The following is a 26,687-nucleotide window of genomic DNA, read 5'->3' on the forward strand; positions in this document are numbered from 1 at the left end:
TCTCCCCCCACGAAAAAGGCGGCCCGAAGGCCGCCTTTTATTTATATGCGCTTAAAAAGCGCTGTCACTTCAGATCACTCTAGTAGCGTGGCTCCGAGCGCAGCCCCTGGATGATGGCGTAACACGCGGCCAGCAGCACGAGAGTGAAAGGCAGCCCGGTGGTGATAACGGCAGCCTGCAGCGCAGTCAGACCTCCGCCCAGCAGCAGGGCAATGGCGATGGCGCCCTCGATCAGTGCCCAGAACACGCGCTGTGGCTTGGGCGCATCGACCTTGCCACCGGCGGTAATGGAGTCAATGACCAGCGAACCGGAGTCCGATGAGGTAATGAAGAACACCATGACCAGCACGATGCCGACAAAGGAGGTGATCGACGACAGCGGCAGCTGACCCAGCATGGTGAAGAGCTGAAGCTCCAGTGCTGCGTCCTTGACCCCGTCGAAACCGTTGGTCAGCTGTGAGATGGCGGTATCACCAAAGGCGGTCATCCAGATTACGGAGACAACGGTCGGAACGAGCAGTACGGCGATCAGGAATTCCCGCACGGTACGGCCACGGCTGACGCGCGCGATGAACATGCCCACAAACGGGGACCAGGAGATCCACCAGGCCCAGTAGAAGGCCGTCCAGCCATGAACGAAGTCACTGTCTTCACGGCCGAAAGGCATCGCCAGCCCAGGCAGGTTCTTGAGATACGAGCCCATGTTCTCGATAAAGCCGGTGGCAATGAGCATCGTGGGACCGACGAAGATGACGAACAGCAGCAGCAGAAAGGCAAGTGCCATATTGATCTGCGACAGGCGCTGTACCCCTTTGTCGACCCCCAGCATGACCGAGAGCAGGGCCACCAGCGTGATCCCGATGATCAGTATCACCATGGTGACATCGGTATTGGGCGTGCCGAATAGATAGTTTAGACCGGCGGAGGCCTGAGAGGCGCCAAGCCCCAGGGACGTCGCAAGGCCAAAGAGTGTTGCAAATACTGCAAGAATATCGATGACATGGCCCGGCCAGCCCCAGATACGCTCACCCAGAATCGGGTAGAAGATCGAGCGCATGGTCAGCGGCAGGCCCTTGTTATAGGAAAACAGGGCCAGCGATAGCGCCACGATGGCGTAGATGCCCCACGGGTGCAGGCCCCAGTGGAAGATGGTCGCGGCCATCGCCAACGACTGCGCACCAGCCTGGTTGCCTTCTGCGCCGCCCAAAGGCGCCCAGGAGTCACCGGTCATGGATGTGCCGAAATGCGTAATCGGCTCCGAGACGCCGTAGAACATCAGGCCGATGCCCATCCCGGCGGCAAACAGCATGGCGAACCAGCCAGCGTAACTGAAATCCGGTTTGGCATGCATACCGCCGATGCGCACTCGGCTCAGCGGCGTAAAGATCAGCACTACCGCAAGGATGACAAAAATGTTGGCTGCAAAGAGAAACAGCCAGCTGAGATTGTCGGTCAGAAAGCTTTTGGCACCGTTGAATATCGGAGCCATTTGCTCCGGCAGTGCGAGCGTGACGATGACGAACAGCAAAATGACCAGCGAGGAGACGGTAAAGACCTTGCCGTGAAGATCAACACTGAAACCGAACTTGTCGGTCTGAATATTGTCTTGACCAATGACATAGTCAGTATCGATCAGATTGGCCTTGCCTGTGGGAGCGGGTATGCCCTCACTGGTTTGGTCTTTCTCGTTATCATTGTTTCCGGGTGTCTGACTCAAGGCATTTCTCCATTGCAGTCGTAAGAAAACGGTCTGGGCAGGCGACGACAGAGCCCAGTGTAGTAAAAATAATGATATGAATTGATAGATTGAACCCCTGATTGCGACAGAGTGTAAGTGAAATACGCAGCATGACAATCCTTCATGCGCGATCTGCTCGTTTGACGTTACCAATTTAGCGTTATGGAAAAGCGCCGATAGTGTACGTTTTATTTTATGTTGTTGTCGGCTCAGCCGGGGTCGCCGCTTGTCGCCACAATCCACTGGCATCGATAAAATCGGCAAAAAAATGGAGCCGCCCATGGGCAGCTCCCTGTTTAATGTCATTGTTTCAAAATGACATTAATCCTGATTACGCGGCTCTGACATCAAGCCCTTGACGATTCCAAAACAGCCCAGCAGCAACACAATGGCAAAAGGCAAACCGGTCGAAATAACCATGGCCTGAAGCGCACCCAGACCACCACCCAGCAGCAGTGCAATGGCGATCACACCGCTGATCAGCGCCCAGAACACACGCTGTGAGGTCGGTGCGTCGATCTTGCCCCCAGCGGTGATGGTGTCAATGACCAGTGAACCGGAATCCGAGGAGGTAATGAAAAACACCATCACCAGCAAGATGCCGATCAGTGAGGTGATCGTGGACAGCGGCAGGTGCGAGAGCATCGCGAACAGTTTGAGCTCCAGCGCAGCGTCAGCAACATCGCTCAGCCCGCTTTCGACCTGGCCAATCGCGGTACCGCCGAACACGGTCATCCACAGCACACAGACCAGCGTCGGTACGATCAGTACGGCAATCAGAAACTCGCGTACTGTTCGCCCGCGGCTGACGCGTGCAATAAACATGCCGACAAATGGTGACCAGCTGATCCACCACGCCCAGTAAAAGGCAGTCCAGCCACGGGTATATTCTACATCTTCACGACCAAAGGGTACGGAAAGCGCTGGCAGATGCGTGGCATAGGAAAGCAGGTTGGTGAAAAAGCCGCTGACCAGATCCATCGTGGGGCCTGCGAAAAAGACAAACAGCAGCAATGAAAACGCCAGACCCATGTTGAGCTCGGAGAGACGTTTTACGCCGCTGTTAACCCCTGCCACGACCGAGCACAGGGCAATCAGCGTGATGCCCGTGATCAGTAGTACGCGTGTCACGTTGGTATCGGGCACATCAAACAGGTAATGCAGACCGGCGGTGGCCTGCTCTGCACCGAAACCCAGTGAAGTGGCCAGTCCGAACAGCGTAGAGAATACGGCCAGAATATCGATGGCATGGCCGGGCCAGCCCCATATGCGCTCACCCAGTATCGGATAGAAAATTGATCGGATGGTGAGCGGCAATCCCTTGTTGTAGGAAAAAAGCGCCAGGGACAGCGCTACGATGGCATAGATGGCCCAGGGGTGCAGGCCCCAGTGCAAAATGGTGGCTGCCATGCCCAGTTCTTTGGCCGCAGCTGCATTGCCGGCAGCAGCGCCCAGCGGCGCCCAGTCGATACGCACGCCGTTTTCCACGGTAATGCCTGCCATGGCGGTGTCATAGTGCGAGATGGGCTCGGAGACCCCATAGAACATCAGGCCAATACCCATGCCGGCGGCAAAGAGCATGGCAAACCAGCCAATATAGGAGTGATCCGGCGTCGCCTCGGCACCACCCAGACGCACCTTGCCCAGTGGTGTAAAAATCAGCCCGACCGCCAGTACTACAAAAATGTTGGCCGCAGTCAGAAAGAACCACGACATATTGGCCATCAGCCATTCACGTACACCGTTGAAAATGGGCGAAACCTCTTCCTGCAGGGCGAGCGTCAACACCACAAACAGCACAATCAGCAGTGCCGAGATGCCAAAGACCTTGCCGTGCAGGTCCACGTTGAAAAGCATTTTGCCCTGAAAGTTGTCCTGACCGATGACGTAGTCAGTATCGATCAGGTTGGCGTCGCCGGTGGGCTCCGGAATCCCCTTTCCGGTGTCACTTGCCTCATTCTTGTCCTTCTTTTTATTTTCCGATTCTTGCACCAGTGTTGTTCTCCTTTTTCACGCCCCAATAACGTCGCAGGACGAAACGGGTCGAATAAGTATCAGATCGGGTTTGTCCCGTATGTTTTTGTGATTTCGGTTAGCAGGGTAGACGCTGTCAAAAAATACTCATGGCTCCTTGAGCTTTTCATCGATGAAATTTGAGAGAAATAATCACGGATACACGACGCCGCGCGCCAAGGGCGTGCCTAGCAGTTACGCGACTTGCTTTGACCGACACAAAGCCCGTTCCGGTCAAATACCATGACATTGAGTTCGATGCCGCTATGGCGCATGACCTGCTCTGCGCGTGCGTGGGCGCTTTCTGCCAGCAGATTCCCCAGCGCAATGCCTGCCCTGTCGGCAAGTTCAAAGGCCTCAAGGCCCGAGTTGGCGCCAATGATGCGATCGGCCAGCACGTCGTCACCTCCTGCCTCGCGCGTCAGGCGCGCCAGCCGTTCAAGATCGATGGCACCACGCTTTGAGTGCACATCCAGCATGCCCTGGCCAAGCTTGGCCATCTTGGCGATGCCGCCGGCAATGGTCACCTGTGGCACTGGATGCTGGCGCAGGTACTTGAGCATGCCGCCGACAAAATCCCCCATCTCGATCAACGCGCTCTCATCGAGTGCGTAATGTGCCTGCACCGCGGCTTCCGACGTTGAGCCGGTTGAACCGGCAATGTGTGGCAGACCACGGGCGCGAGCGACATCGATGCCGCGGTGAATGGAGTGAATCCATGCCGAGCAGGAAAACGGAATCACGATGCCGGTGGTACCCAGCACCGAGAGACCGCCCACGATGCCCAGCCGTCCATTGAGGGTGCCAAGCGCGATGCGCTCTCCCTCGTCGATGGCAATGGTCACTTCCAGATCCACCTGATGATGGCCAGGCGTCTCGTGCGCGACCGCCTTAAGCGCCTGACGAATCATGTGTCGGGGCACCGGGTTGATCGCAGGCTCTCCGGGCGGGATGGGCAAACCCGGTCGAGTGACCGTACCAACGCCCGGGCCTGCCTTGAACACCAGACCGGAGCCGGCCTTCAATGGTCGAACCGTGGCGCGCACCAGCACACCGTGCGTGGCATCCGGATCATCACCGGCATCCTTGATGATGCCTGCCATGGCCCAGTCATTGCCGCGCTCATGAACGGCCAGCGCGAAGGCCGGCGTCTGTCCCTTCGGAAGCGTGATGGTCACCGGGTCGGGAAATTCCCCGCACAGCAGCGCTGCATAGGCCGCCCGGGCAGCGGCGGTCGCGCAGCATCCGGTGGTCCAGCCACGTTTGAGAGGGGCGCGTTCCTGGGTCATGGCGCATCGGTATCTTGATGAGACGACAGCGATTCTAGCATGCACGTCTCAAGGACCCTATCCACTCATTGCCGGGCCGCTGCGCCTGCCTGCGCTGTCACGCTTCGGAAAGGAGCGGGGACAGGTGTCGTGAAAAAGAGCATGAGGACAATAGCGAACACTGTTTGCCATCAGCATTAAGGCTAAATTAATATTGATTTAATATTTCCTTAATTCCCGTGGCGCACCATCCATTGGGCAGACCAATGGAGTAACCCACCATGAATCACGTTACTGCTTCACCACACTGGGAACGGCTCTCTTCCTGGCACGCCGCTCGCCGCGTTTATCCAAAGCGGCGAGAGTGGAAGATGCGCTACAAGATGTTCATGCGCGCAACACTGCACCGAAGCGTTTATCGCGCCCTGTTGATGGGCGTATCCCTCAACCCGCTGCTTGAAAGGGCAGTGACCCATCGTGCCAACCTGCTCAACAAGCCGTTTCGACCCTATATCTCGATTCGCTATGGTCATATCGAGCGCCTGCGTCATCTACTGCTGCACTATCAGTTGCAAAAAAGCCTGCTCGGCGATGACGTCAGTGCCCGGATCACGCAGCGGCCCGGCCTTTGGCTGGGAGAGTGTGTGGTCGGTGGTGAAACGGCCAGTATCCATCTGGGCTATCGCGGAGCACATGACAAGGAGGGCGAGATGATGCTGATGATCATCCGCCCGCCCAGAAAGCGTCTATACAGCGCGGCGCTCTCCTTTATGCGTGATGATCAGGGGCGCCCGGTGCTGTGTCTGGGTACCGTGCAGGGCTCGCGTCAGCAGTCGGACTGGAACCGTCAGTTCACCCGGGATCATTTTGGCCTGCGGCCGCAATCGCTGATGGTCGAGCTCACGCAGATGCTGGCGCGCGCGCTGGGCATGCAAGGCATTCACTGCGTGGACAATGCCCACCACGTCTACCGTGCAAACCCCAATGGCCGCCGTCAGCGCGGGTTTGATCTGGACGCATTGATTCTCGAGCACGGCGGCGAGGCGAAAACGTCAGGCTGGGTCGTGTTGCCCGCCGACCAGCGCCGCAAGACACTCGAGACCATTGTGTCCAAAAAGCGCAGCATGTATCGCAAGCGCTATGCCTGGCTGGACGCGCTGGAAGGGCAGGTCGGCCAGGCCCTGATCGGCATGCCTGAACCGGTATCGCCCGAGGCTGCGGCTCTGGCACAGACGGCCCGAGTCCCGATGACCCATGCGGGCCACGCACCGGCCTCACCCATGGCCGGTGCGCAGGACGGGGCGGTAGCGTCAGCGGCGCTCTGAGCGCGCCTCGCCCACCTTGACCGGGATGCGATAGAGACTTTTGGTGGCGGTCACGAAGAGATAATGCTCACCGTCATGATCGGCAAAGGCCAGATTGGCGGTGCGCTCGGGCAGGTCCACGCGGCCAAGGCGCTGGCCCTCGGGGTTGAAGACCTGCAGGCCGCTGTCGCTGCTGGTCCAGACATTGCCATGCTCGTCGACCTTGAGACCATCGGGCACGCCGGGAGAGACCTCGGCAAAGATGCGCTCGTTGGACAGGGTACCGTCATCCCTCACATCGTAGGCGACAATGTGATGATTGAGGCTGGCATCCTCGCGGTCATGGCCCTGCTCGGAGTCAGCGATATAAAGGGTGGTCTCACCCGGGGAAAAGGCCAGTCCGTTGGGCGTGTTGACCGCGGGCGTTGAAAGCCGGGTCAGCTTGTCACTGTCGGGGTCGAAGCGATAAACGTACTCGCCGCCGGTCATGGGAGTGCCCCCGTAGCCCTCTTCGGGCTGATCGATGCCAAAGGTGGGGTCGGTAAACCAGATGCGCCCGTTGGAATCCACTACCAGATCGTTGGGACTGTTGAGCTTTTGTTCGCCGTCCAGGTCGACCAGTACCTCCCACTTTCCATCCTTGTTCAGGCGCTCCACGGCGCGTTTACCGTGGGACGCGGCCAGTATCCGACCCTCGTGATCCAGCGCATGGCCGTTGTGAAACTGCGCCGGTCGCAGCCATTCGCGCACCTTTTCTCCCTCGCGCCAGATCATCACGCGATTGTTCTTGATGTCGCTCCAGATCACGCTGCCATCGGGCAGTGCCAGCGGGCCTTCGCTCCATATGCCGCCATCAAAGAGCCGTTGGATGTCAGCGCCCTTATCGATCAGCTTGTTAAACTCGGGGGTCTCGGCGACGACCTTCGGGGCATCGCTTCCTGAGGCCAGCGCGCTGCCGGCCCCCATGCCCGCCATCAGCAGGCCGGTGCACAGGGAGTGAGAAAGGTGTTGAAACCAGCGGGCCATGAGCGGCGCTCCTCGTATTGGGACAATGACGCCAGCCTGACGGCTGAAGCGTTTTTCGCCAATATGACCTTTCGCCAATATGACCTTTTGCGATTGACATTGACGCGCAGGGATTGCTCGAGCGTCGCTTGCGAGCTAGTCTGATCCCGATTCGTTTTTCGAGTCAGATCCTCAGGGCGGGGTGAAAGTCCCCACCGGCGGTGATGTCAAAACCGGTTTTTGATCCGGCAGCGAACAAGCCCGCGAGCGCACCACGCGCAGGAATCGGTGAGATCCCGATGCCGACGGTGATAGTCCGGATGGGAGAGGATCGACGTCTGATTGTCCGTTTCGGATGAGGCGTCGCTGTACGTGTCGTACAAGCACTCCTGTCTTGCCCTGTTCCTTGTCCCTCGCCCTTGAAAGGCGATCCTGGAGCAGCCTTTATGTCCCGCAATATCGACAATGATGTCTCCCTTTCCGAAGCCGCACGCTCGCGTGTTCGTCTGGCACTCGACAGCCTGGCCCGCGGCCACGGCGTGGTGGTCACCGATGATCCCGACCGTGAAAACGAAGGCGATCTGATCTTTGCCGCCACCACGCTGGAGGATCATCAGATGGCCCGGATGATTCGTTTTGGCAGCGGCATTGTCTGCCTGTGTCTGACCAATGATCACGCCGACCGGCTGGAACTGCCGCCGATGGTGGTCAACAACGAAAGCCCCTACTCGACCGGCTTTACCGTCACCATCGAAGCCAGAGAAGGCGTCACGACCGGCGTCAGTGCTTATGATCGCACCGTCACCGTCCGGGCCGCGGTCGCTGACAATGCCCGTGCCGATGACCTTGTCCGCCCCGGCCATATTTTTCCCCTGCGCGCCCGCGATGGCGGGGTATTGACGCGTCGTGGCCATACCGAGGCCACCATCGATCTGGTGCGTCTGTCAGGCCATGCCCCTGCCGGTGTGCTCTGTGAACTGATGAACGATGACGGCACCATGATGCGTGGTGAGGCGCTGGAAGCCTTTGCCCACGAGGGTGGTTATCCCATGGTCTCGATTGCCGAGCTGGTGGCCTGGCGAAAGCAGCACGATCAGGACGAATCATTTGATGTGGCGGCGTTTGCCTCGCTGTAGGCCTTTCGATTCAGACGTTATCCCGCGATAACCTTCGCCCCGAGCCCGGCCTGCCATTTTTATCTGCAAGGAGTGTTTCATGACATCCCCCACGGCCTATCAGCAGCTCGAGGCCCGTTTTACGCGGCTGCATCGCTACGGCCATCTGGGCGCCATGGCGGGCTGGGATCAGCTGACCATGATGCCCTGGGGCGGCAACGACGCCCGCGCCGAGGCCATGGCCGAGCTGAGCGTGCTGATGCATGAGACGCTGACCGCGCCGCAGACGCGTGAGCTGCTTGAGGACATTGACTCCTCATCGCTTGAGCCCGGGCAACAGGCCAACCTGCGCGAGATGCAGCGTGAGGTGCGAGACGCCACCGTCATGCCGCCGGCGCTGGTCGAGGCCCAGTCGCTGGCCGGTGCCCGCTGCGAACAGGCCTGGCGCACCTGTCGGCCCAACAACGACTGGCAGGGCTTTTTGCCCACGTTCCGGGAAGTGGTGCGCCTGTCGCGCGAGGAGGCACGCATTCGCGCCGAGGCCGCCGGCTGCAGCCGCTATGAGGCGCTGTTGCAGAAGTTCGAGCCGGGACTGACGCTTGAAGCGCTCGACAGCATCTTCAACGACCTGCGCCAGTGGCTGCCGGGGCTTTTAAGCGAGGCCGTCGAGCGCCAGCGCGGGCAATCGCCCGTTCTGCCCCAGGGGCCCTTTGGTGAGGACGAGCAGCGCCGACTTGGCGAGCGCGTCATGCGCTGGCTCGGGTTTGATTTCGAGCATGGCCGGCTCGATGTGAGCCTGCATCCCTTCTGCGGCGGCGTGCCGGACGACGTGCGCCTGACCACCCGCTATCGCAGTGATGAGTGCCTCACGGCGCTGATGGGCATCATCCACGAGACCGGTCACGCCCGCTACGAACAGAATCTGCCGCCACAGTGGCGCAGCCAGCCGGCCGGACGTGCCCGCTCGATGGCGGTCCATGAATCCCAGAGTTTGAGTTTCGAGATGCAGCTGGGGCGCAGTGCGGCGTTCGTGCGTCAGCTCAGGCCCTGGCTGATCGAGGCGCTGGGTGATCAGCCGGCCTTTGAGGCGGACAATCTGGTGCGCCTGTCACAGCGGGTCCAGCCCGGTCTGATCCGGGTCGATGCCGACGAAGTCAGCTATCCGGCACATATTCTGCTGCGTTACGACATCGAGCGCGCCCTGATTGAAGGCGAGATCGAGGTCGAAGATATTCCGGCGCTGTGGGACGAGGGGATGCAGCGCCTGCTGGGGCTGGATACCCGCGGCAACTACCGCGACGGCTGCCTGCAGGACATTCACTGGACAGACGGCTCGTTTGGCTACTTTCCCACCTATAGCCTGGGTGCCATGCTGGCCGCGCAACTGATGGCGGCTGCGCGTCGCGCCGAGCCGCAGCTTGATGCGCGCATTGCCGAGGGCGACCCGAGCCTGCTGCTTGAGTGGCTCAAGGCCAATATCTGGCAGCAGGGCAGTCTGCTGGAAACGCCTGAGCTGATTCGCCGTGCCACCGGTGAGGCGCTGGATCCCACGTACTATCACCGGCACCTGCGCGAGCGCTATCTGGGTTGAGAAGATCACGCCGCCGGGGCACGTTTCATCTTCTACCCGGACCGCCACTGTGCGGCCCTTGCTGTATTCATGACGCCCGGTCCCGTGACGACGCGTTGTAATGGTGCACCAATACCTTCCATGCCCTGTCAGGAAGCAGCGTCCCTGACCATAACTGGGGTTTTAAAAGATATCTACAGGGTTTTAAAAGGTATCTGTAGGCTCCGCTCACCTAAAGTCAGGCACTTATCTGTCATTGGCACACTTCCTGCAATACCGACTTGTATACAAGCCGATATATCAGCAGGGCGTGATCATGACGCAGACAATCGAAAGCAGGGGCTGGACGCTCTCACAGTGGTGCAGCGCACAGCAGGATGGGCAGGGCCGTGAGCGACTGCAGGCGCTGGCAGCGGCGCTGGTGGATTCGGATACAGCATGGATCGCACGCGCCGATGCGGCGCTGATTGACAGCCAGTGGGCCGAGCTGGAGCGCCAGGCCGACAGCGTCGGTATCCAGGCACTGCCGCTGTACGGCGTGCCGTTTGCGATCAAGGACAATATCGATGCCGTGGGCTGGGAGACCACCGCGGCGTGTCCGGCATTTGCCTATATTGCCGAGCAGGATGCCACCGTGGTGGCGCGTCTCAGAGCGGCCGGCGCGATCCTGGTGGGCAAGACCAATCTGGACCAGTTCGCCACTGGCCTGGTCGGCACCCGCTCTCCCTATGGCGCCGTGTCCAATAGCTTCAATCCCGATTACGTCTCTGGCGGCTCCAGTGCGGGATCCGCCTCGGTAGTGGCGCGCGGGCTGGTGCCCTTTGCGCTCGGGACCGACACCGCGGGTTCGGGTCGGGTGCCGGCGGGGTTCAATAACATCGTGGGGCTCAAGCCCACCCGCGGCTGGCTCTCCATCGGCGGCGTGGTGCCGGCCTGTCGGACGCTGGACTGCGTCTCCGTTTTTGCATTAATGGTAGAAGATGCGCTGGCGGTCACCGAAATTGGCAGCAGTGCACCGGATGAGCGCGATGCCTACAGTCGCCCACACCCCCGCACGGCGCCGGTGGCCATGCCGGATCGGCCGCGGCTGGCGATACCGGAGACGCTTGAATTTCATGGCGATGACGTCATGGCCCGGGCCTTTGATCAGGCCCGCACGCAGCTTGAAAGCGTCGCCGAGCTGGTGCCGATCGATTACACCCCCTTTGCCGAGCTGGCGACGCTGCTTTATCAGGGGCCCTGGGTGGCCGAGCGCACCCACGCGGTAGGGGCGCTGCTGCTCGATGATCTGCAGGCCATTGATCCGACCGTACGCAGCATTATCGAGAAGGGACTGGATTACTCGGCGCTGGACACCTTTGACGCCGAGTACCGCCGCGCCGAGCTGAGTCAGCGCATTGCGCGGGTGTTTGAAGATGTGGACGCGCTGGTCGTGCCCACGTCCTCCACCATCCGCACCATCGCCGAAATGGCTGAACAGCCCGTTCAGTACAACAGTGAATTTGGCACCTATACCAACTTCACCAACCTGGCCGATCTCTGCGCGCTGGCGCTTCCAGCAACCATGCGCGATGACGGCCTGCCGGCCGGGATTACCCTGATCGCACCGGCCTGGCATGACCGGGCGCTGGCAGATTTTGGCCGTCGCTGGCAGACGCTGTGTGATCTGCCACTGGGCGCCACCGAACAGCCACTGCCGGTCGCCGATGAGGGGCCCCGCCCGCCGGCACCTGAGTGCGTGCGCGTCGCGGTGGTCGGAGCCCATCTGCGGGGCATGCCGCTCAACTTTCAGCTCACCACGCGCCGCGCCACCTTCGTGGAGACCACCCATACCGCGTCGAACTACCGTCTTTATGCGCTGGCCAATACCACCCCGCCCAAGCCGGGGCTGGCCAGGGTTGAAACAGACGGTGCCGCCATCGAGGTGGAGCTATGGGACGTGCCGCTGGCACGCTTTGGTGAGTTTGTCGCCGAGATTCCAGCCCCACTGGGGATTGGTTCACTGACGCTGTCCGATGGTCGCGTGGTCAAGGGCTTCATCTGCGAGTCCTGGGCACTGCCTGCAGCACGGGATGTGACCGAATACGGCGGCTGGCGGGGTTTCATGACGGCGCTGAAGGGTGTCGCCACAGGAGGTGAGGCATGAGTGCGCTTTCTCTGACACGAGTGCTGATCGCCAACCGCGGCGAAATCGCCTGTCGCGCCATGCGAACGCTCAAGCGTCTGAACATCGAAAGCGTGGCCATTTACAGCGATGATGACCGCAATGCCCTGCATGTGCGCCATGCCGATCACGCCGTGGCGCTGGAGGGCCAGCGCGCTGATGACACTTATCTGGCGATCGACAAGGTGATCGCCGCCGCTCGTGAAAGTGGCGCACAGGCGATCTATCCGGGCTACGGCTTTCTTTCCGAAAGTGCCGACCTTGCCGAGCGCTGTGAGGCGGCAGGGTTGATCTTTATCGGCCCGACGCCCGCGCAGATTCGCGATTTTGGTCTCAAACACCGGGCGCGGGCGCTGGCAGAACAGGCCAGTGTCCCGCTGACGCCCGGCAGCGACCTGCTCGATGATGTTGATCAGGCGTGCAGCGAAGCCATGCGTATTGGCTATCCGGTGATGTTGAAATCCACCGCCGGCGGTGGCGGTATCGGCATGACCCGCTGCGCCGATGAGGTCGCACTGAAGGCCGCGTTTGACAGCGTCGTACGCCTGGGCCAGCAGTATTTCAGCGATGCCGGTGTTTTTCTGGAGCGCTGCATCGATCACGCCCGCCACATTGAAGTGCAGCTGCTGGGCGATGGTCAGGGACGCGTGGTAGCGCTTGGCGAGCGTGACTGCTCGCTGCAGCGTCGGCACCAGAAAGTGGTGGAGGAGACCCCGGCGCCGCATCTGCCGCCGGCGATTCGCGAGCAGATGTTGGCCGCCGCCGTCAGCCTGGGGGAATCGGTCCACTACCGCAGCGCCGGGACGGTGGAGTTCATTTATGACGCGGGGTCTGGGCGTTTCTATTTTCTGGAGGTCAATACGCGCCTGCAGGTGGAACACCCGGTCACCGAATGTGTCACCGGGCTTGATCTGATCGAGTGGATGCTGCGCGTGGCCGATGGCCAGCCGCTGACCGAGGAGCTGGCGGAGATCACGCTCGAGGGCGCGGCGATCGAGGTACGTCTTTACGCCGAGAATCCACTGAAAAACTTTCAGCCCAGCCCCGGTGAGCTGGATGCGGTGCATTTCCCTGTCGAGCTTCCGGGCGTGCGCGTGGATACAGGTGTTGAGAGCGGCAGTCTGGTGTCGGCGCAGTTTGATCCCATGATCGCCAAACTGATTGTGCATGGCCGTGACCGCGACGAGGCGATCAACCGGCTGGCGGCGGCGCTGGAAGCCACCCGTCTCTACGGCATTCCCACCAATCTGGAGTATCTGCGCGCGGTCATCGGTGATGACGCCTTCAGACGCGGTGAGGTCTCCACCCGGGCGCTGTCACGGTTCACGTTTACCCCCCACTGTCTGGAGGTGGTCTCGCCGGGCACCTGGACCAGCGTGCAGGACGTGCCGGGCCGGCTGGGCTACTGGGATATCGGCGTGCCGCCGTCAGGTCCGATGGATGACATGGCGTTTCGACTGGCCAATCGCATCGTCGGCAACGCGGCCTCCGCGGCAGGGCTTGAATGCACTCTGATGGGACCGGAGCTGGTGTTTCACCAGGATGCTGTCATTGCACTGGCCGGGGCGCCCTCCGAGGCGCGACTTGATGGCGAGGCGGTGGCGTTCTGGCAACCGATTGATGTCCGTGCCGGCCAGCGGCTGGCGGTCGGGCAGGTCAGTGTGGGCTGTCGCTGCTATCTGGCCGTGCGCGGCGGTATTGATGTGCCGGTCTATCTGGGCAGCCGCTCGACCTTTGCTCTGGGTCAGTTCGGCGGCCACGGTGGGCGCGTGCTGCGCAGTGGTGATCTGCTCTCACTGCTCCATGAAGGCGACGCTCTGGAAACCCCGGCTGCCGCTCCCGCGGCGCTGATACCCGACTACGGTCATGAGTGGCGTATCGGCGTGCTCCCGGGGCCTCACGGCGCGCCGGACTTTTTCACTCAGCCGGCGTTTGAGCAGCTGTTGGCCACCGACTGGGAAGTGCACTACAACGCCAATCGCCTCGGCGTACGACTGGTCGGCCCGACGCTTGAATGGGCCCGCAGCGATGGCGGCGAGGCGGGTCTGCACCCGTCCAATGTCCATGACTGCGAGTACGCCATTGGCGCGGTCAACTTTACCGGCGACAGCCCGGTGATTCTGATGCGCGACGGCCCCAGCCTGGGCGGCTTTGTCTGTCCGGTGACCATCGCCCGCGGCGAGCTCTGGAAGGCAGGCCAGGTGCGTCCGGGGGACACGATTCGCTTTGTCCCGATCACCGTTGAACATGCCCTGGCGGTAGAGGCTGAGTGGCTGCAGGCCATCGAGACGCTGAGTGCGCCCGACCCGGAGATCATGGCCCTGCCGGCGCGGATCGACAACACCCTGATCGCCGCGACGGGGAAGGCGCCAAAAGCCGAACATTCGCCCTGTGTGCTGGCCACGCGGGCGGCCAGCGAGGAGCGTCCGGCGGCGGTCTATCGTCAGGCCGGCGATGGCTACATCCTGCTCGAATATGGTGAGAACGTGCTGGAGCTCACTACCCGGGTACGGGTGCATCTTTTGATGACGGCCATTCGTGACGCGGCCATCGAAGGGATTGAGGAGCTCGCCCCCGGGGTGCGCTCGCTGCAGATTCGCTACAACGGTCATGTGATTCCCCAAAAGACGCTCATCACGCAGCTGCTCAGCCTTGATGACGGCCTGGGCGACGTGCGCACGCTCAGGCTGCCCACCCGCGTACTGCATCTGCCCATGGCATTCGAGGACAGTGCCACGCTGGATGCGGTGACGCGCTACAGCGAGACGGTGAAGGCCGACGCGCCGTGGCTGCCCAACAACGTCGATTTCATCGCCCGCATCAATGGCGTGGATCGTGAGACCGTTCGCCAGACCCTGTATGAAGCGCGCTATCTGGTACTGGGACTGGGGGATGTTTATCTGGGCGCCCCCTGCGCCGTGCCGGTGGACCCGCGCCACCGGCTTCTGAGCTCCAAATACAACCCGGCACGCACCCATACCGCCGAGGGCACGGTGGGTATCGGCGGCATGTACATGTGCATCTACGGCATGGATTCGCCCGGCGGCTACCAGCTGGTGGGCCGCACCGTGCCGATCTGGAACACCTGGGGCAATAACGCTCAATTCGCCACGGGCGCGCCGTGGCTGCTGCGCTTTTTCGATCAGGTCTGCTACTACCCGGTCAGCGAAGAAGAGCTGACCCTGCTGCGTGAGGATTTCCGCCACGGACGCTTTGAAGCGCGCGTGGAAGAAGAAACTTTCGATGTCGGCGCCTATCTCGACTTCCTTGAGGAGCATCGCGAGAGTATCGAAGCATTTCAGGTGCGCCAGCGTGAAGCCTTTACCGCAGAGGTCAGCCGCTGGAGTGCGGCGGACATTGCGCCGCCGGCGATTGAAACCGCGCAGACCGCACCGCTGGACAGCGACACCCTTGGCGCCCATCAGTGTCCGGTACAGGCCGATATTGCCGGCAGTGTCTGGAAGTTGGTAGCTGAACCCGGCGCCCGGGTCGAAGCCGGCGATCCACTCCTGATTGTCGAGGCGATGAAGATGGAAGTCGCGATCACCGCGCCGCAGGCGGGCACGCTCAGTGCCTTTCACTGTCAGCCCGGTACGCCGGTGCGTGCCGGTGAGCTGCTGGCGGTGCTCGATACCGGGCCTGTGTCATGAATCGCGCCTCGCCCTTTCGGGAGCGCGACAGCACGCGAAAGCAGAGTCTGGCCGAGCGCGTCTACGAAGCGCTCAAGCAGATGATCTTTGATTTCGAGTTGCTGCCCGGGGACTACTTCAGCGAGGCAGAAGTGGCCGAACGTACCGGCGCCTCGCGTACGCCGGTACGTGAAGCGCTGCATCGGCTGCGTCGCGAAGGGTACGTGGAGGTGCATTTTCGCAGCGGCTGGCAGGTGGTGCCCTTTGATTTCGAGGTCTTCGAGCAGCTCTATGACGTGCGCATCGTGCTGGAGTGTGCCGCCATCGGACGCCTGTGTGCGATGAGCGAGCAGCCGGCGACGCTTCAGGCACTGCGCGATATCTGGTGCGTGCCAATCGAGGAGCGTTCGTTTGCCACTGCGATGGCCGAGCAGGACAAGGCGTTTCATACCGCACTGGTCACGGCGTCGGGCAACCAGGAGATGGCGCGCATTCACCGCGATGTGAGCGAGCGTATTCATATCATTCGCCGGCTGGATTTCACCCAGCCGTCACGTATCGAGGCCACCTATGACGAGCACGCTGCCATTCTTGAGGCACTGGCGCGGCGGCGGGAAGCGCACGCCTGCCAGCTGTTGAGCACCCACATAGCGCTCAGTCGCAACGAGGTGCGCAAGATCACGCTGCACATGCTGCACGAAGCCCGCAGCCGCCATGCGCAGGGCCCGGTCGGAATGTAGGTGCCGGGCGCCAGCGTTATTGATGTCCGTGGTTTGTATCCATGCTGTCCCCGCCCCGAGGCTCAGGCCCGGGGTACCCTCACCAACAATGATAATGAGGTAAGACATGAAAGGATTTTCAATGGGGTCACTATCCCTGTCCCGCCCGCTGCTGATGGGTGCGCTATTGAGCGCAGGCGCCGCCCTTGGTTTGAGTGATGACGCGCGTGCCGAGGCCGACCGCGATCCGATCCGGGTCGGTATCCTGCATTCACTTTCCGGCACCATGGCGATCAGCGAATCCACCCTGAAGGATGAAATGCTGATGCTGATCGAGCAGCAGAATGAGCGCGGCGGTCTGCTGGGGCGCCAGCTCGAACCGGTCGTCGTCGATCCGGCCTCCGACTGGCCACTGTTTGCCGAGCAGGCGCGTGATCTGCTCTCCGGTGATGACCGGGTGGACGTTATCTTCGGCAACTGGACCTCGGCCTCGCGCAAGGCGGTGCTGCCGGTGGTCGAGGAGCTCAACGGGCTGTTGTTCTATCCGGTGCAGTACGAGGGCGAAGAGTCCTCGGACAATATCTTCTATACCGGGGCGGCGCCCAATCAGCAGGCGATTCCGGCCGTCGAGTATCTGCGCGAGCAGGGTGTGGAGCGCTGGGCGCTGGTGGGTACCGATTACGTCTATCCCCGCACCACCAACAAGATTCTGGAAGCCTGGCTCAAGGATCAGGGCGTGAGCGATGACGACATCATGGTCAACTACACGCCGTTTGGGCACAGCGACTGGCAGTCGATCGTTTCCAGCATTGCCTCGTTCGGCGGCCAGGGGAAAAAGACCGCGGTGATCTCCACCATCAACGGTGATGCCAACGTGCCGTTTTATCGTGAGCTGGCCAACCAGGGCATCTCGGCCAGCGATATTCCGGTCATGGCCTTTTCGGTGGGGGAGCAGGAGCTGACCGGCATCGATACCGCACCGCTGGTGGGCCATATGGCGGCGTGGAACTATTTCATGAGCGTCGACAGTGATGCCAACTTCGATTTCATCGACAGCTGGCTGGCGTACAAGGGCGATGACAGTGCGGTCACCAACGATCCGATGGAGGCCCATTACATCGGTTTCAACATGTGGGTGGAAGCGGTCAAAAAGGCTGGTACGCCGGAGGTTGATGCCGTGAGGGACGCCATTATTGGTGTCACCGTACCCAATCTCTCCGGTGGCTCCTCGGCGATGATGCCCAACCACCACATTACCAAGCCGGTCATGATTGGCGAAATCCAGAACGATGGGCAGTTCAGCGTGGTCTGGCAGACCCCTTCCAATATTGCAGGCGATGCCTGGTCGGACTATCTCCCCGACTCGCGCAACCTGATCAGCGACTGGCGCGCGCCGCTCCACTGTGGACGTCTCAATGTCGCCAGCATGACCTGTGAGGATGGCGAGCCGGCCGTATCGCAGTAAGTGCTGATGCGCATGGCCCCGTCGTTGTGAAGTGACGTCATGAAGTGATGTCGTCGTGCAGGGACGCCGGGTTGCTGGCCGCAGGCGAGCAACCCGGACGTTTTGAAAGTGGGGGAGAAAGCATGTCAAGACGCGCAATACGTGATCTGTGGCGGGCCGGAGTCGTGCTGGTACTGGTCATGCTGGCGCTGCCCGGGGTCGTTCATGCCGGCGATCAAATCAGCGATGAGCAGGCCCGTACGCTGCTGGAAGGGCTGGACGCCTCGGGGTTTGAAGCAAAGGGCGAGGCCGTCGAGCGTATCGCGTCCAGCCAGGCCACCCAGCGAGAGCGCTGGCTGCAGGCGCTGCTGGAGGGGCGTCTGGCCCGTGAGCGTCGCGGTGAACATTTCTACATCATTACCGATGATGCCGGTCGGGAATGGCCGATCATCGATGCCATTACGCTGGAAGACGCCGGTACCGGCTCACGGCGTACGATCAACACCATCACCATCAACAACACGCTGCGCACCCGGATTGAGGGGGCGCTGGCGGCGATGTCGCTGACGGCAGGCGATGTCAGTGCAAGGCTTGCGGCGGCTCGGGCGCTGCTCGGAACACTGGATGAGGCCAGTGCGCCGGGCGTGGAGGATACGCTGGCCGACGAGGAAGACCCGGCAGTGCGTGAGCAGCTGGAGACGGCACTGGCGCTGTATCGCGTGCAGCAGGGGGATGTGGCGGCCCTGGAGACGCTGCGCGGCCATCTGGATACCCGGGTGCGTAACGCACTGGTACCGCTGGCCGAAGGCGACGGCGAACTGGCAGGTGAGGCGCGTCGAGTGCTGGCAGGCATTGAGCGCAAGCGCGAATGGCATCAGCGGGTACAGACGCTCTTTTTTGGCCTGAGTGCCGGCTCGATTCTGGTGCTGGCCGCGATTGGTCTGGCGATCACCTTTGGCGTCATGGGGGTGATCAACATGGCCCACGGCGAGCTGATCATGCTGGGCGCCTATAGTGCCTGGTGGCTGCAGCAGCTGTTGCCCGGCCAGCCGGGACTGGCGTTGCTGCTGGCCATTCCCTTCGGTTTTCTGGTCGCGGCAGCCTTTGGCATTGCCATCGAACGCAGCGTGATCCGTTTTCTGAAAGGGCGCCCGCTGGAGACCCTGCTGGCGACCTTCGGGGTGAGCCTGATCCTGCAGCAGCTGGTACGCACCGTGTTCTCACCGCTCAACCGGGCGGTAGCGGCGCCCGAGTGGCTGCGCGGCAGCTGGCAGGTCACCGAGGCGCTCTCGATCAGCTATAGCCGGCTGGCCGTGCTGATCTTTTGTCTGGTGGTGTTTGCCGCGCTCTGGGCCGTGATGCGCTTTACCCGGCTGGGGCTTGAAGTGCGCGCGGTGACGCAAAACCGTGACATGGCGCGCGCCATGGGCGTCAGGGCGGCACGGGTGGACATGCTGACCTTCGGTCTCGGCGCGGGCGTGGCGGGCCTTGCCGGTGTGGCGCTGTCACAGATTACCAACGTGGGGCCCAACCTGGGACAGAACTATATCGTCGACTCCTTTCTGGTCGTGGTCTTTGGCGGTGTGGGCAACCTGTGGGGCACGCTGGTGGCCGGCATGACACTGGGCGTACTCAATCAGGTGCTGCAGCCCTGGGTCGGCGCGGTACTGGCCAAGATCGTGGTGCTGGTCGGCGTGATCCTGTTCATTCAAAAGCGTCCGCAGGGGCTCTTTCCCCCGCGCGGGAGGGTGTCATGAGTCAGGTACGTACGGTGTCCTCCGGCACTGGATCGGTACGGCGCAGCATGGGCCATCTGAGCGATCGCACCACCACGTTCACCTGTGCGGTTTTGATGATGGCTGCCGTGCTGGTGGTGGGGCTCAACCTGTTGCCCTCAGATCATGCCCTGCATGTGGGCGATGCGACGGTCAGCCTGCTGGGCAAGTACTGCTGTTATATGCTGCTGGCCCTCGCCGTGGATCTGATCTGGGGATATCTGGGTATTTTAAGTCTTGGCCATGGCGCCTTTTTTGCCCTGGGCGGCTACGCCATGGGACTTTATCTCAACGCTCAGGGGGCGAATGTCGACGGCTGGCAGGCCTGGCTGGGCCATTTTCCGCTGGCCATGCTGGCGGTGGTACTGGCGCCCGGCCTGCTGGCGCTGGTCTTTGGCTGGCTGGCCTTTCGCTCGCGCGTGACCGGCGTTTATTTCTCGATCATCACCCAGGCAATGACCTTTGCCCTGATGCTGGCGTTCAATCGCAACGAGATGGGCGTGGGCGGCTCGACCGGGCTGACCCGCTTTCGGGAGCTTCTGGGCATGCCGCTCAACAGTCACGCCATGACGGTAGCGCTGTTCGTGGCCTCGTTAATGGCAGTGCTGCTGGCCTTTGTGGTCTGTCGCATGATCACCACCTCACGTCTGGGCCGGGTCTGTATTGCGACTCGTGACGCCGAGGCCCGGACGCGCTTTCTGGGCTATCGGGTCGAACACGTCAAGCTGGCGGTCTTTGTGGTGTCGGCGGTCATGGCAGGCATCGCCGGTGCGCTCTATGTGCCGCAGGTGGGCATTATCAACCCCGGCAGCTTCGCACCGCTGTTTTCCATCGAAGTGGTGGTGTGGGTGGCGCTTGGGGGGCGTGCGACCCTTTTTGGCGCGCTGATTGGTGCACTGGTAGTCAACTGGCTCAAGACAGTACTGACCACCGAGATGCCCGATGCCTGGCTTTTTATTCTGGGTGGTCTTTTCGTGGTGGTGACCATGGCGCTGCCGCAGGGCATTGCAGGCCTGGCGGCCTCTCTGCGCCGCAACAGGGGAGGATCTGCCCATGAGTGAGACCCTGAACCGACTTCGCGATATGGCGCGTCCCGATCGGGTATTTGATTTCATGGTGCCCGACGTCTCGCCGGTGGATGTGCGCCACGGGCCGATTCTCTATATGGAAGATGTCACGGTGAGCTTTGACGGTTTTCGCGCCATTGACCGGCTCAATCTGACCATCGATGACGGTGAGCTGCGCTGCATTATTGGTCCCAACGGCGCCGGCAAGACCACCATGATGGATATCATTACCGGCAAGACCCGGCCCGACAGCGGACAGGTATGGTTTGGCTCGCGCCATAACCTGCTGCGTCTGGCAGAGCCCGAGGTGGCCAGCCTGGGTATCGGCCGCAAGTTTCAAAAGCCTACCGTGTTCGAGGCTCTCACGGTGTTTGAAAATCTGGAGCTGGCGATGGCCGGTGACCGGCGCGTGTGGACCACCTTCATGGCAAGACTCGATCATGAAGGGCGGGCGCGTCTGGATGAGGTGCTGGAGACCATTGGGCTTGAGGCCGAGCGTGACCGATGGGCGGGGGTATTGTCCCACGGCCAGAAGCAGTGGCTGGAGATCGGCATGCTGCTGATGCAGCGTCCGCGCCTGCTGTTGATTGATGAGCCGGTCGCCGGCATGACCGAGCAGGAGATGCACCGGACCGCTGATCTGTTGAATCGTCTGGCCGGTCAGCAGTCGGTGGTGGTGGTCGAGCATGACATGGGCTTTGTCCGTTCGATTGCCCGGCATGTCACCGTGCTGCACCAGGGCAGCGTACTGGCCGAGGGCAGCATGGACGCCGTGGCCGCTGATCCTCGGGTCAGAGAGGTCTATCTGGGTGCCGAGGAGGAGCGTCATGCTTGAGATTGAAGGGCTTGATCAGTATTACGGCCAGAGCCATACCCTGCGTGGGCTGTCACTTTCGGTGCCCACCGGGCAGTGCACCTGTGTGATGGGGCGCAACGGCGTGGGCAAGACCACGCTGATGAAAACGATCATGGGAGAAGAGCCGGTTCGCGGCGGGCGCATCCTGTTTGAGGGTGCCGACATCTCGCGTGCCAGGCGTGAGGCGCGCGCCGGCCTCGGCATTGGCTACGTGCCCCAGGGGCGGCAGATATTTTCGACCCTGACGGTCGAGGAGAACCTGCGCATTGGCCTGCCGGCGCGGCCTGATCGCCGGCGTCGTATTCCCGAACGCATTTATGCGCTCTTTCCGGTGCTTGAGGAAATGAAGCGTCGCCGTGGAGGTGATCTTTCCGGGGGACAGCAGCAGCAGCTGGCCATCGGCCGTGCGCTGGTACTGGCGCCCAGACTGCTGATTCTCGATGAGCCGGGGGAGGGCATTCAGCCCAATATCGTGACCCGGATCGGCGAGGTACTGCGTCAGCTCAATCAGGAAGACGGGCTGACGGTCCTGCTGGTGGAACAGAAGCTGCCCTTCGCGCGGCGCTACGCTGACCGCTTCATGCTGATGGACCGCGGTGCGCCGGTGGCCGAAGGTGATATGGCCACGCTGGATGATCAGCTGGTGCAACGCCATCTGACGGTATGATTTCCGGCTGCCGGAAAGTGTTACAAAAGGACAGCCACAAAGGCGATCTGTTGGTGTGACATTCGTGCCGCCGGCCACCACACTTGGGCGTTCAAACTCCTGAATGTCGAGAGCTCGGGTGATGGGTGTACAGGTACTGTTCCACGGCTGTCTCGATGATTTTCTGCCGCCTGCCGGGCGAGGGCAGCCGGCCACGCCACACACGTCCAGGCGTACGTCTCTCAAGGATCTGGTGGAGTCGTTCGGTGTGCCGCACACGGAAGTCGCCGCGCTGACGCTTAACAACCACCCGGCGGCGTTCGAGACACTGATCGAGCCGCAGGACGATGAACCCTGTCTGATCAGGGCGTGGCCTGCCGGGGTGTCAGGCGGCCTGCCGGGTGGGCCTGCGCTTCAGCCGCCACGCCCGCGGCCGGCGCGGTTTGTGCTCGATGTTCATCTCGGTCGACTGGCGCGCTATCTGCGATTGCTGGGCTTTGACGTGTGCTGGCGCAACGACTTCGAGGATGAGGAGCTTGCCTATATGTCGGCTGCTCAAAAGCGCATTCTGCTCACCCGTGATCGACGCCTGCTGTATCGCCGCCAGATTGTGCACGGCTATTTTGTGCGCGCCACGGACCCGTCACGACAGGTTGAAGAGGTCTGTCGGCGCTTTGAGCTGCATGACGAGATTGCTGCCTTCCGGCGCTGTGCGCGCTGCAACGGCCTTCTGATGAGGGTGGACAAGGCTTCGGTTGATCGACAGCTGGAAGCGCGCACCCTGCGCTATTACAACGATTTCTACCGATGCGCCAGATGCCACCACATTTATTGGCAGGGCAGCCACTTTGCGCGCATGTCGGCCTGGGTCGAGGCACTGAAGCAGCAGGCCGGCTGACCTGCTGCCGTGTTTTATCCACGGTCCCGGACGCTTTGCGTTGTCAGATGGCGGTGTCGCTGACCTCGGCGGTGTCCGGCCCCTGGGCCACACGAGCGATCATGCGGCGTATCTCGTCGGCCACGATATCGGGATGATCCTCGGGATTGAAATGGCGCCCGCCCGGGATGCGTCGCATGGCCGGCGCGGAAAGCCTTGCCGCCAGTCGCTCGGCCGAGGCCAGACTCAGCGGGTCCTGATCGCCCCAGACCAGCTGGACGGGCATGGTCGGCGTCAACGGCAGTCGCGCGGCAATGGCCTCGGTATCGCCTGTGTTCATGCAGCGCGCCTGGTGGGCAAAGCCGGCCGGTCCGGTCGGCTGACTATAGGGCCCCCAGAGCAGCGCGGCCGACTGGGTGTCACGTCGGGTACTGTCATGGCCGAGATTGGCCAGTGCGGTGTGAAAGAGGGGCCTCAACAATGCCGGCGGCAGTTTTTCAATCACGCCTGCCATCTGTGCCGCGGTCCTGACCGCCGGGACCGGCCAGTTGTCAAAGGCCACCGAATCCACCAGCACCAGCCCCGCAATACGCTCGGGATGCAGGGTCAGTAGTGCCTGCAGTACGCCGCCGCCAATGTCGTGACCGACAAGGGTCGCGCGCTCGATCTGCTGATGGTCCAGCCAGGCGATGAGATAGTCCGCCTGAGCAGTCACCGAGATGTCGCGTGTCAGCCCTTCATTGATCGACCAGCCAAAGCCGACCAGCTCCCAGGCCAGGCAGCAGACTCCGGTATCGGCAAGACGCGGGATTACATGGCGCCAGATGCGCGGGTTGGTGGGAATGCCATGCAGCATGACGACCGGCGGCTGATCACTGCGCTCACCGTGTTCTTCCCAGCGCATCAGCATGCCATTGACCACGGCACTGCGTGAGAGCTCCGGTGCCGTATGGAGCTGGTCATGCCGTGACGACTTGAGCGCCTGCCGTTTTTGCCAGCTGGCCCAGGCCATGGAGGCGGCCAGTCCTGCCAGCGCCCAGCGGCCCTTGTGTGAACGTTTGCGTGAACGCGCCTCTGAAAAATCGCGTGCCATGATGGGTTCCTCCCGAATGGTGGCGACCTGCCTGCATTGAAGCGTAGTCCGCCTCCCGTACCGTGCCATCAGAGGAAGGTAATCAGCCCTCTTTTTAACCACGGTATAATTGTATTACCCTAGTGTTCTTAAGGCCTGCTTCAACGAAGGAATCCTCATGAGCGCAAGACCCGAACAGCCAGCGTCGCTGCTGGGTACCGATGTTGTGCCCGGCAGTATCAGCGTGCCCCGGGGCGGCAGTGCCTTTCGACGCTTTCTGGCCTTTCTGGGGCCGGGCGCCATGGTGTCCGTGGGCTATATCGATCCGGGCAACTGGGCGACTTCGCTTGAGGGCGGGTCGCGCTTTGGCTATACGCTGTTGTGCGTCATTTTGCTGTCCAACCTGATGGCCATACTGCTGCAGTCACTGTGCGCGCGCCTGGGAATTGCCAGTGGGCGCGACCTGGCGCAGAGCTGTCGCGAACACTATCCAAAAGTGGTCAATGTCGTGCTCTGGGCGCTGTGCGAGCTGGCCATTATTGCCACGGATCTGGCAGAAGTGATCGGCACCGCCGTGGCACTCAAGCTGTTGTTCGGTATTCCGCTCGCCTGGGGGGCCGCGATCACCATCGTGGATACGGTGGTGCTGTTGATGCTTATGCGTCGCGGATTTCGCTGGCTGGAAGCCTTCGTCATGTCGCTGATGGCGATGATCTTTGGCTGCTTTGCGGTGGAGCTTGCGCTGGCGCAACCTTCGCTGGCCGGCATTGCCGACGGCTTTTTGAGCCCCGATCCCGCCATCGTGACCAATCCGCAAATGCTTTATATCGCCATTGGCATCATCGGGGCCACGGTCATGCCGCATAACCTGTATCTGCACTCGGCGCTGGTCAAAACGCGTGATTTCGAACAGCACGCACAAGGCAAGCGTGAAGCGCTGCGCTTTGCCACGCTCGACAGCACGCTGTCGTTGTCACTGGCGCTTTTCATCAATGCCGGCATTTTGATTCTGGCCGCGGCGGTCTTTCACAGTGCCGGCAAGACGGTCGTGGAGATCGAGGAGGCCTACGGGCTTTTGAGCCCGCTGCTGGGCGCCGGCATTGCCGCTACGCTCTTTGGGGTGGCGCTGCTGGCCTCGGGGCTCAATTCAACCGTCACGGCAACGCTTGCCGGTCAGATCGTGATGGAGGGGTTCTTGCGTTTTCGCATGAAACCCTGGGTTCGGCGGTTGATCACCCGAGGGCTTGCGATTCTGCCGGTGCTGTATGTCACCCAGGTCTACGGTGATCAGGGCGTGGGGCGGCTTCTGGTATTGAGTCAGGTCGTGCTGTCGCTACAGTTGCCCTTTGCGATCATTCCGCTGATGCGTTTTGTGTCCCGCCGTGACTGGATGGGAGAGCTGGCGATCGGCTGGAAAATCAAAACGCTGACCTGGGCCATTACGGCGCTGATTCTGGTGCTCAATGCCCGGCTGGTCATGGAAGTCTTTCACGGTCTCTAGCGTCTCGAGGGGGCTGTCGCGGCACGAACGGCGACTGATACGCCGCTCGGGTTGTTCAGGCATTCACATTGCGAAAGCGGGCGTTGACCAGGCAGTAGCAGCCATAGGCCATCAGCCCCAGCGCGACCAGTCCCAGAAGCCAGGGACCAAAGGGCTGCTCTGCCACCGCGCGCAGGGCACCGCCCAGACCCCGGGCATCACTGGGATCAGTGTTGATGGCAGACAGGCATAGAAACAGGGCAATGATCATGAAGACAATGCCGCGTGCGGTCAGTCCCACGCGTGAGACGTTGGCAGCAATCAGACGCTGACGATGGCTCATCTGCTCAAGGTGCCAGTTCTTTTCATAGCTGTGATGCCAGCCGCGCCAGATTTGCCGTAAACCTACCCCCAGAAAACCCAGTCCCACGAGAAAGATTGCCACGATGCCGCCCGGGTGGGCCATGACGGTACGTGTTTGACTGCTTGTGGAGCTTGAGCTGCCGCCATTATCAAGCAGTAGCTCGATGCAATTGATGGCGATGCCGGCGTAGATCAGTCCGCTGAGGACATAACCCAGTCGGGTCAGAATGCCTTTCCAGTCGCGACCCTTGTGTTCGGCGTCAAAAAACGCCTGCACCAAACGCCAGGCGGTATAGCCAAAAAGCCCGACCGACAGCAGCGTCATCATCACACCGCCGAAGGGTTGGCTGGCCAGCTCCCGGACGGCGTCGGAGGAACCGCCGTTACGACCGCCCATACCCATGGTAGCCATCATTGATAGCCAGCCAATGGTGATATAGACCATGCCCTTTGCGGTGTAGCCGCAGCGGGCTGCAAGGGTCACAAGACGCTGGGTATTGCCGCTGGGATGGTCCAATCCAACTCCACATCATCAGTAATGGGTTTTGAGAAGGGTTCAATTCTGGGAAACAACACCCGCTT

Annotated in this window: 19 protein-coding genes and 1 riboswitch; of the genes, 13 read left to right on the top strand and 6 right to left on the bottom strand. The window is 61.5% G+C overall.

Annotated elements, in window-relative coordinates; translation table 11 throughout:
* Positions 1 to 79 precede the first annotated feature (79 nt).
* From Q0931_RS11105 to Q0931_RS11115, 3 genes are all read right to left on the bottom strand, one after another.
* Entirely contained in the window at positions 80 to 1,717 is a 1,638-nt protein-coding gene (locus Q0931_RS11105) for a BCCT family transporter (protein ID WP_299260260.1), read from the bottom strand.
* Between the two features lie 342 nt (positions 1,718 to 2,059).
* Positions 2,060 to 3,730: a BCCT family transporter gene (locus Q0931_RS11110; RefSeq protein ID WP_299260262.1), complete on the bottom strand. Its 1,671-nt coding sequence runs from the start codon at positions 3,728 to 3,730 to the stop codon at positions 2,060 to 2,062.
* A 209-nt stretch (positions 3,731 to 3,939) separates the two neighbouring features.
* Positions 3,940 to 5,040: a cobalt-precorrin-5B (C(1))-methyltransferase gene (locus Q0931_RS11115; protein WP_299260264.1), complete on the bottom strand. Its 1,101-nt coding sequence runs from the start codon at positions 5,038 to 5,040 to the stop codon at positions 3,940 to 3,942.
* A gap of 260 nt (positions 5,041 to 5,300) precedes the next feature.
* Here Q0931_RS11115 and Q0931_RS11120 point away from each other — a divergent pair, with 260 nt between their 5' ends.
* Positions 5,301 to 6,344, top strand: coding sequence for a DUF535 family protein (locus Q0931_RS11120; protein WP_299260266.1), 1,044 nt, complete (start codon positions 5,301 to 5,303; stop codon positions 6,342 to 6,344).
* Here the strand turns inward: Q0931_RS11120 and Q0931_RS11125 are convergent.
* On the bottom strand, positions 6,330 to 7,349 hold the full coding sequence (locus Q0931_RS11125) for an SMP-30/gluconolactonase/LRE family protein (RefSeq protein ID WP_299260268.1): 1,020 nt from the start codon (positions 7,347 to 7,349) through the stop codon (positions 6,330 to 6,332). The genes Q0931_RS11120 and Q0931_RS11125 overlap by 15 nt on opposite strands.
* A 163-nt stretch (positions 7,350 to 7,512) precedes the next feature.
* A riboswitch (FMN riboswitch) is annotated at positions 7,513 to 7,664 on the top strand.
* 110 nt (positions 7,665 to 7,774) lie between these two features.
* Between Q0931_RS11125 and ribB the strand changes: the two genes are divergently transcribed.
* From ribB to Q0931_RS11180, 11 genes are all read left to right on the top strand, one after another.
* Entirely contained in the window at positions 7,775 to 8,464 is a 690-nt protein-coding gene (gene ribB / locus Q0931_RS11130; RefSeq protein ID WP_299260269.1) for a 3,4-dihydroxy-2-butanone-4-phosphate synthase, read from the top strand.
* 79 nt (positions 8,465 to 8,543) lie between these two features.
* Positions 8,544 to 10,034, top strand: a complete 1,491-nt coding sequence (locus Q0931_RS11135) for a carboxypeptidase M32 (RefSeq protein ID WP_299260272.1) — start codon at positions 8,544 to 8,546, stop codon at positions 10,032 to 10,034.
* Positions 10,035 to 10,329: 295 nt separating this feature from the next.
* Positions 10,330 to 12,159, top strand: a complete 1,830-nt coding sequence (atzF, locus tag Q0931_RS11140) for an allophanate hydrolase (protein WP_299260274.1) — start codon at positions 10,330 to 10,332, stop codon at positions 12,157 to 12,159.
* The gene (uca, locus tag Q0931_RS11145; protein ID WP_299260276.1) at positions 12,156 to 15,827 is read left to right on the top strand and encodes an urea carboxylase; all 3,672 of its coding nucleotides are present in this window, start codon (positions 12,156 to 12,158) and stop codon (positions 15,825 to 15,827) included. Before atzF ends, uca begins: the two co-directional genes overlap by 4 nt.
* On the top strand, positions 15,824 to 16,546 hold the full coding sequence (locus Q0931_RS11150; protein ID WP_299260278.1) for a GntR family transcriptional regulator: 723 nt from the start codon (positions 15,824 to 15,826) through the stop codon (positions 16,544 to 16,546). The genes uca and Q0931_RS11150 overlap by 4 nt, the downstream gene beginning before the upstream one ends.
* Positions 16,547 to 16,667: 121 nt before the next feature.
* Positions 16,668 to 17,990 carry an urea ABC transporter substrate-binding protein gene (gene urtA / locus Q0931_RS11155; RefSeq protein ID WP_299260505.1) on the top strand — a complete coding sequence of 441 codons (1,323 nt, stop codon included), beginning with the start codon at positions 16,668 to 16,670 and terminating at the stop codon, positions 17,988 to 17,990.
* A gap of 122 nt (positions 17,991 to 18,112) precedes the next feature.
* Positions 18,113 to 19,726: an urea ABC transporter permease subunit UrtB gene (gene urtB / locus Q0931_RS11160; protein ID WP_299260280.1), complete on the top strand. Its 1,614-nt coding sequence runs from the start codon at positions 18,113 to 18,115 to the stop codon at positions 19,724 to 19,726.
* A 95-nt stretch (positions 19,727 to 19,821) separates the two neighbouring features.
* Positions 19,822 to 20,805: an urea ABC transporter permease subunit UrtC gene (gene urtC / locus Q0931_RS11165; RefSeq protein WP_299260507.1), complete on the top strand. Its 984-nt coding sequence runs from the start codon at positions 19,822 to 19,824 to the stop codon at positions 20,803 to 20,805.
* 4 nt (positions 20,806 to 20,809) lie between these two features.
* On the top strand, positions 20,810 to 21,646 hold the full coding sequence (gene urtD / locus Q0931_RS11170) for an urea ABC transporter ATP-binding protein UrtD (protein ID WP_299260509.1): 837 nt from the start codon (positions 20,810 to 20,812) through the stop codon (positions 21,644 to 21,646).
* Positions 21,639 to 22,334 (top strand): urea ABC transporter ATP-binding subunit UrtE, encoded by a 696-nt coding sequence (gene urtE, locus Q0931_RS11175; protein ID WP_299260282.1) that lies wholly within the window; start codon positions 21,639 to 21,641, stop codon positions 22,332 to 22,334. The genes urtD and urtE overlap by 8 nt, the downstream gene beginning before the upstream one ends.
* 121 nt (positions 22,335 to 22,455) lie before the next feature.
* Positions 22,456 to 23,211 (top strand): Mut7-C RNAse domain-containing protein, encoded by a 756-nt coding sequence (locus tag Q0931_RS11180; RefSeq protein ID WP_299260284.1) that lies wholly within the window; start codon positions 22,456 to 22,458, stop codon positions 23,209 to 23,211.
* Between the two features lie 43 nt (positions 23,212 to 23,254).
* On the opposite strand, the gene Q0931_RS11185 is transcribed toward Q0931_RS11180, so the two are convergent.
* The gene (locus Q0931_RS11185) at positions 23,255 to 24,283 is read right to left on the bottom strand and encodes an alpha/beta hydrolase (RefSeq protein ID WP_299260286.1); all 1,029 of its coding nucleotides are present in this window, start codon (positions 24,281 to 24,283) and stop codon (positions 23,255 to 23,257) included.
* A gap of 157 nt (positions 24,284 to 24,440) precedes the next feature.
* On the opposite strand from Q0931_RS11185, the gene Q0931_RS11190 reads away from it, so the two are divergent.
* Positions 24,441 to 25,763: an Nramp family divalent metal transporter gene (locus Q0931_RS11190; protein ID WP_299260288.1), complete on the top strand. Its 1,323-nt coding sequence runs from the start codon at positions 24,441 to 24,443 to the stop codon at positions 25,761 to 25,763.
* Between the two features lie 55 nt (positions 25,764 to 25,818).
* Here Q0931_RS11190 and Q0931_RS11195 read toward each other — a convergent pair whose 3' ends face one another.
* On the bottom strand, positions 25,819 to 26,622 hold the full coding sequence (locus tag Q0931_RS11195) for a DUF1206 domain-containing protein (protein WP_299260290.1): 804 nt from the start codon (positions 26,620 to 26,622) through the stop codon (positions 25,819 to 25,821).
* Positions 26,623 to 26,687: the final 65 nt, after the last annotated feature.

The organism is uncultured Kushneria sp. (assembly GCF_947497025.1).
Classification (GTDB): Bacteria; Pseudomonadota; Gammaproteobacteria; order Pseudomonadales; family Halomonadaceae; genus Kushneria.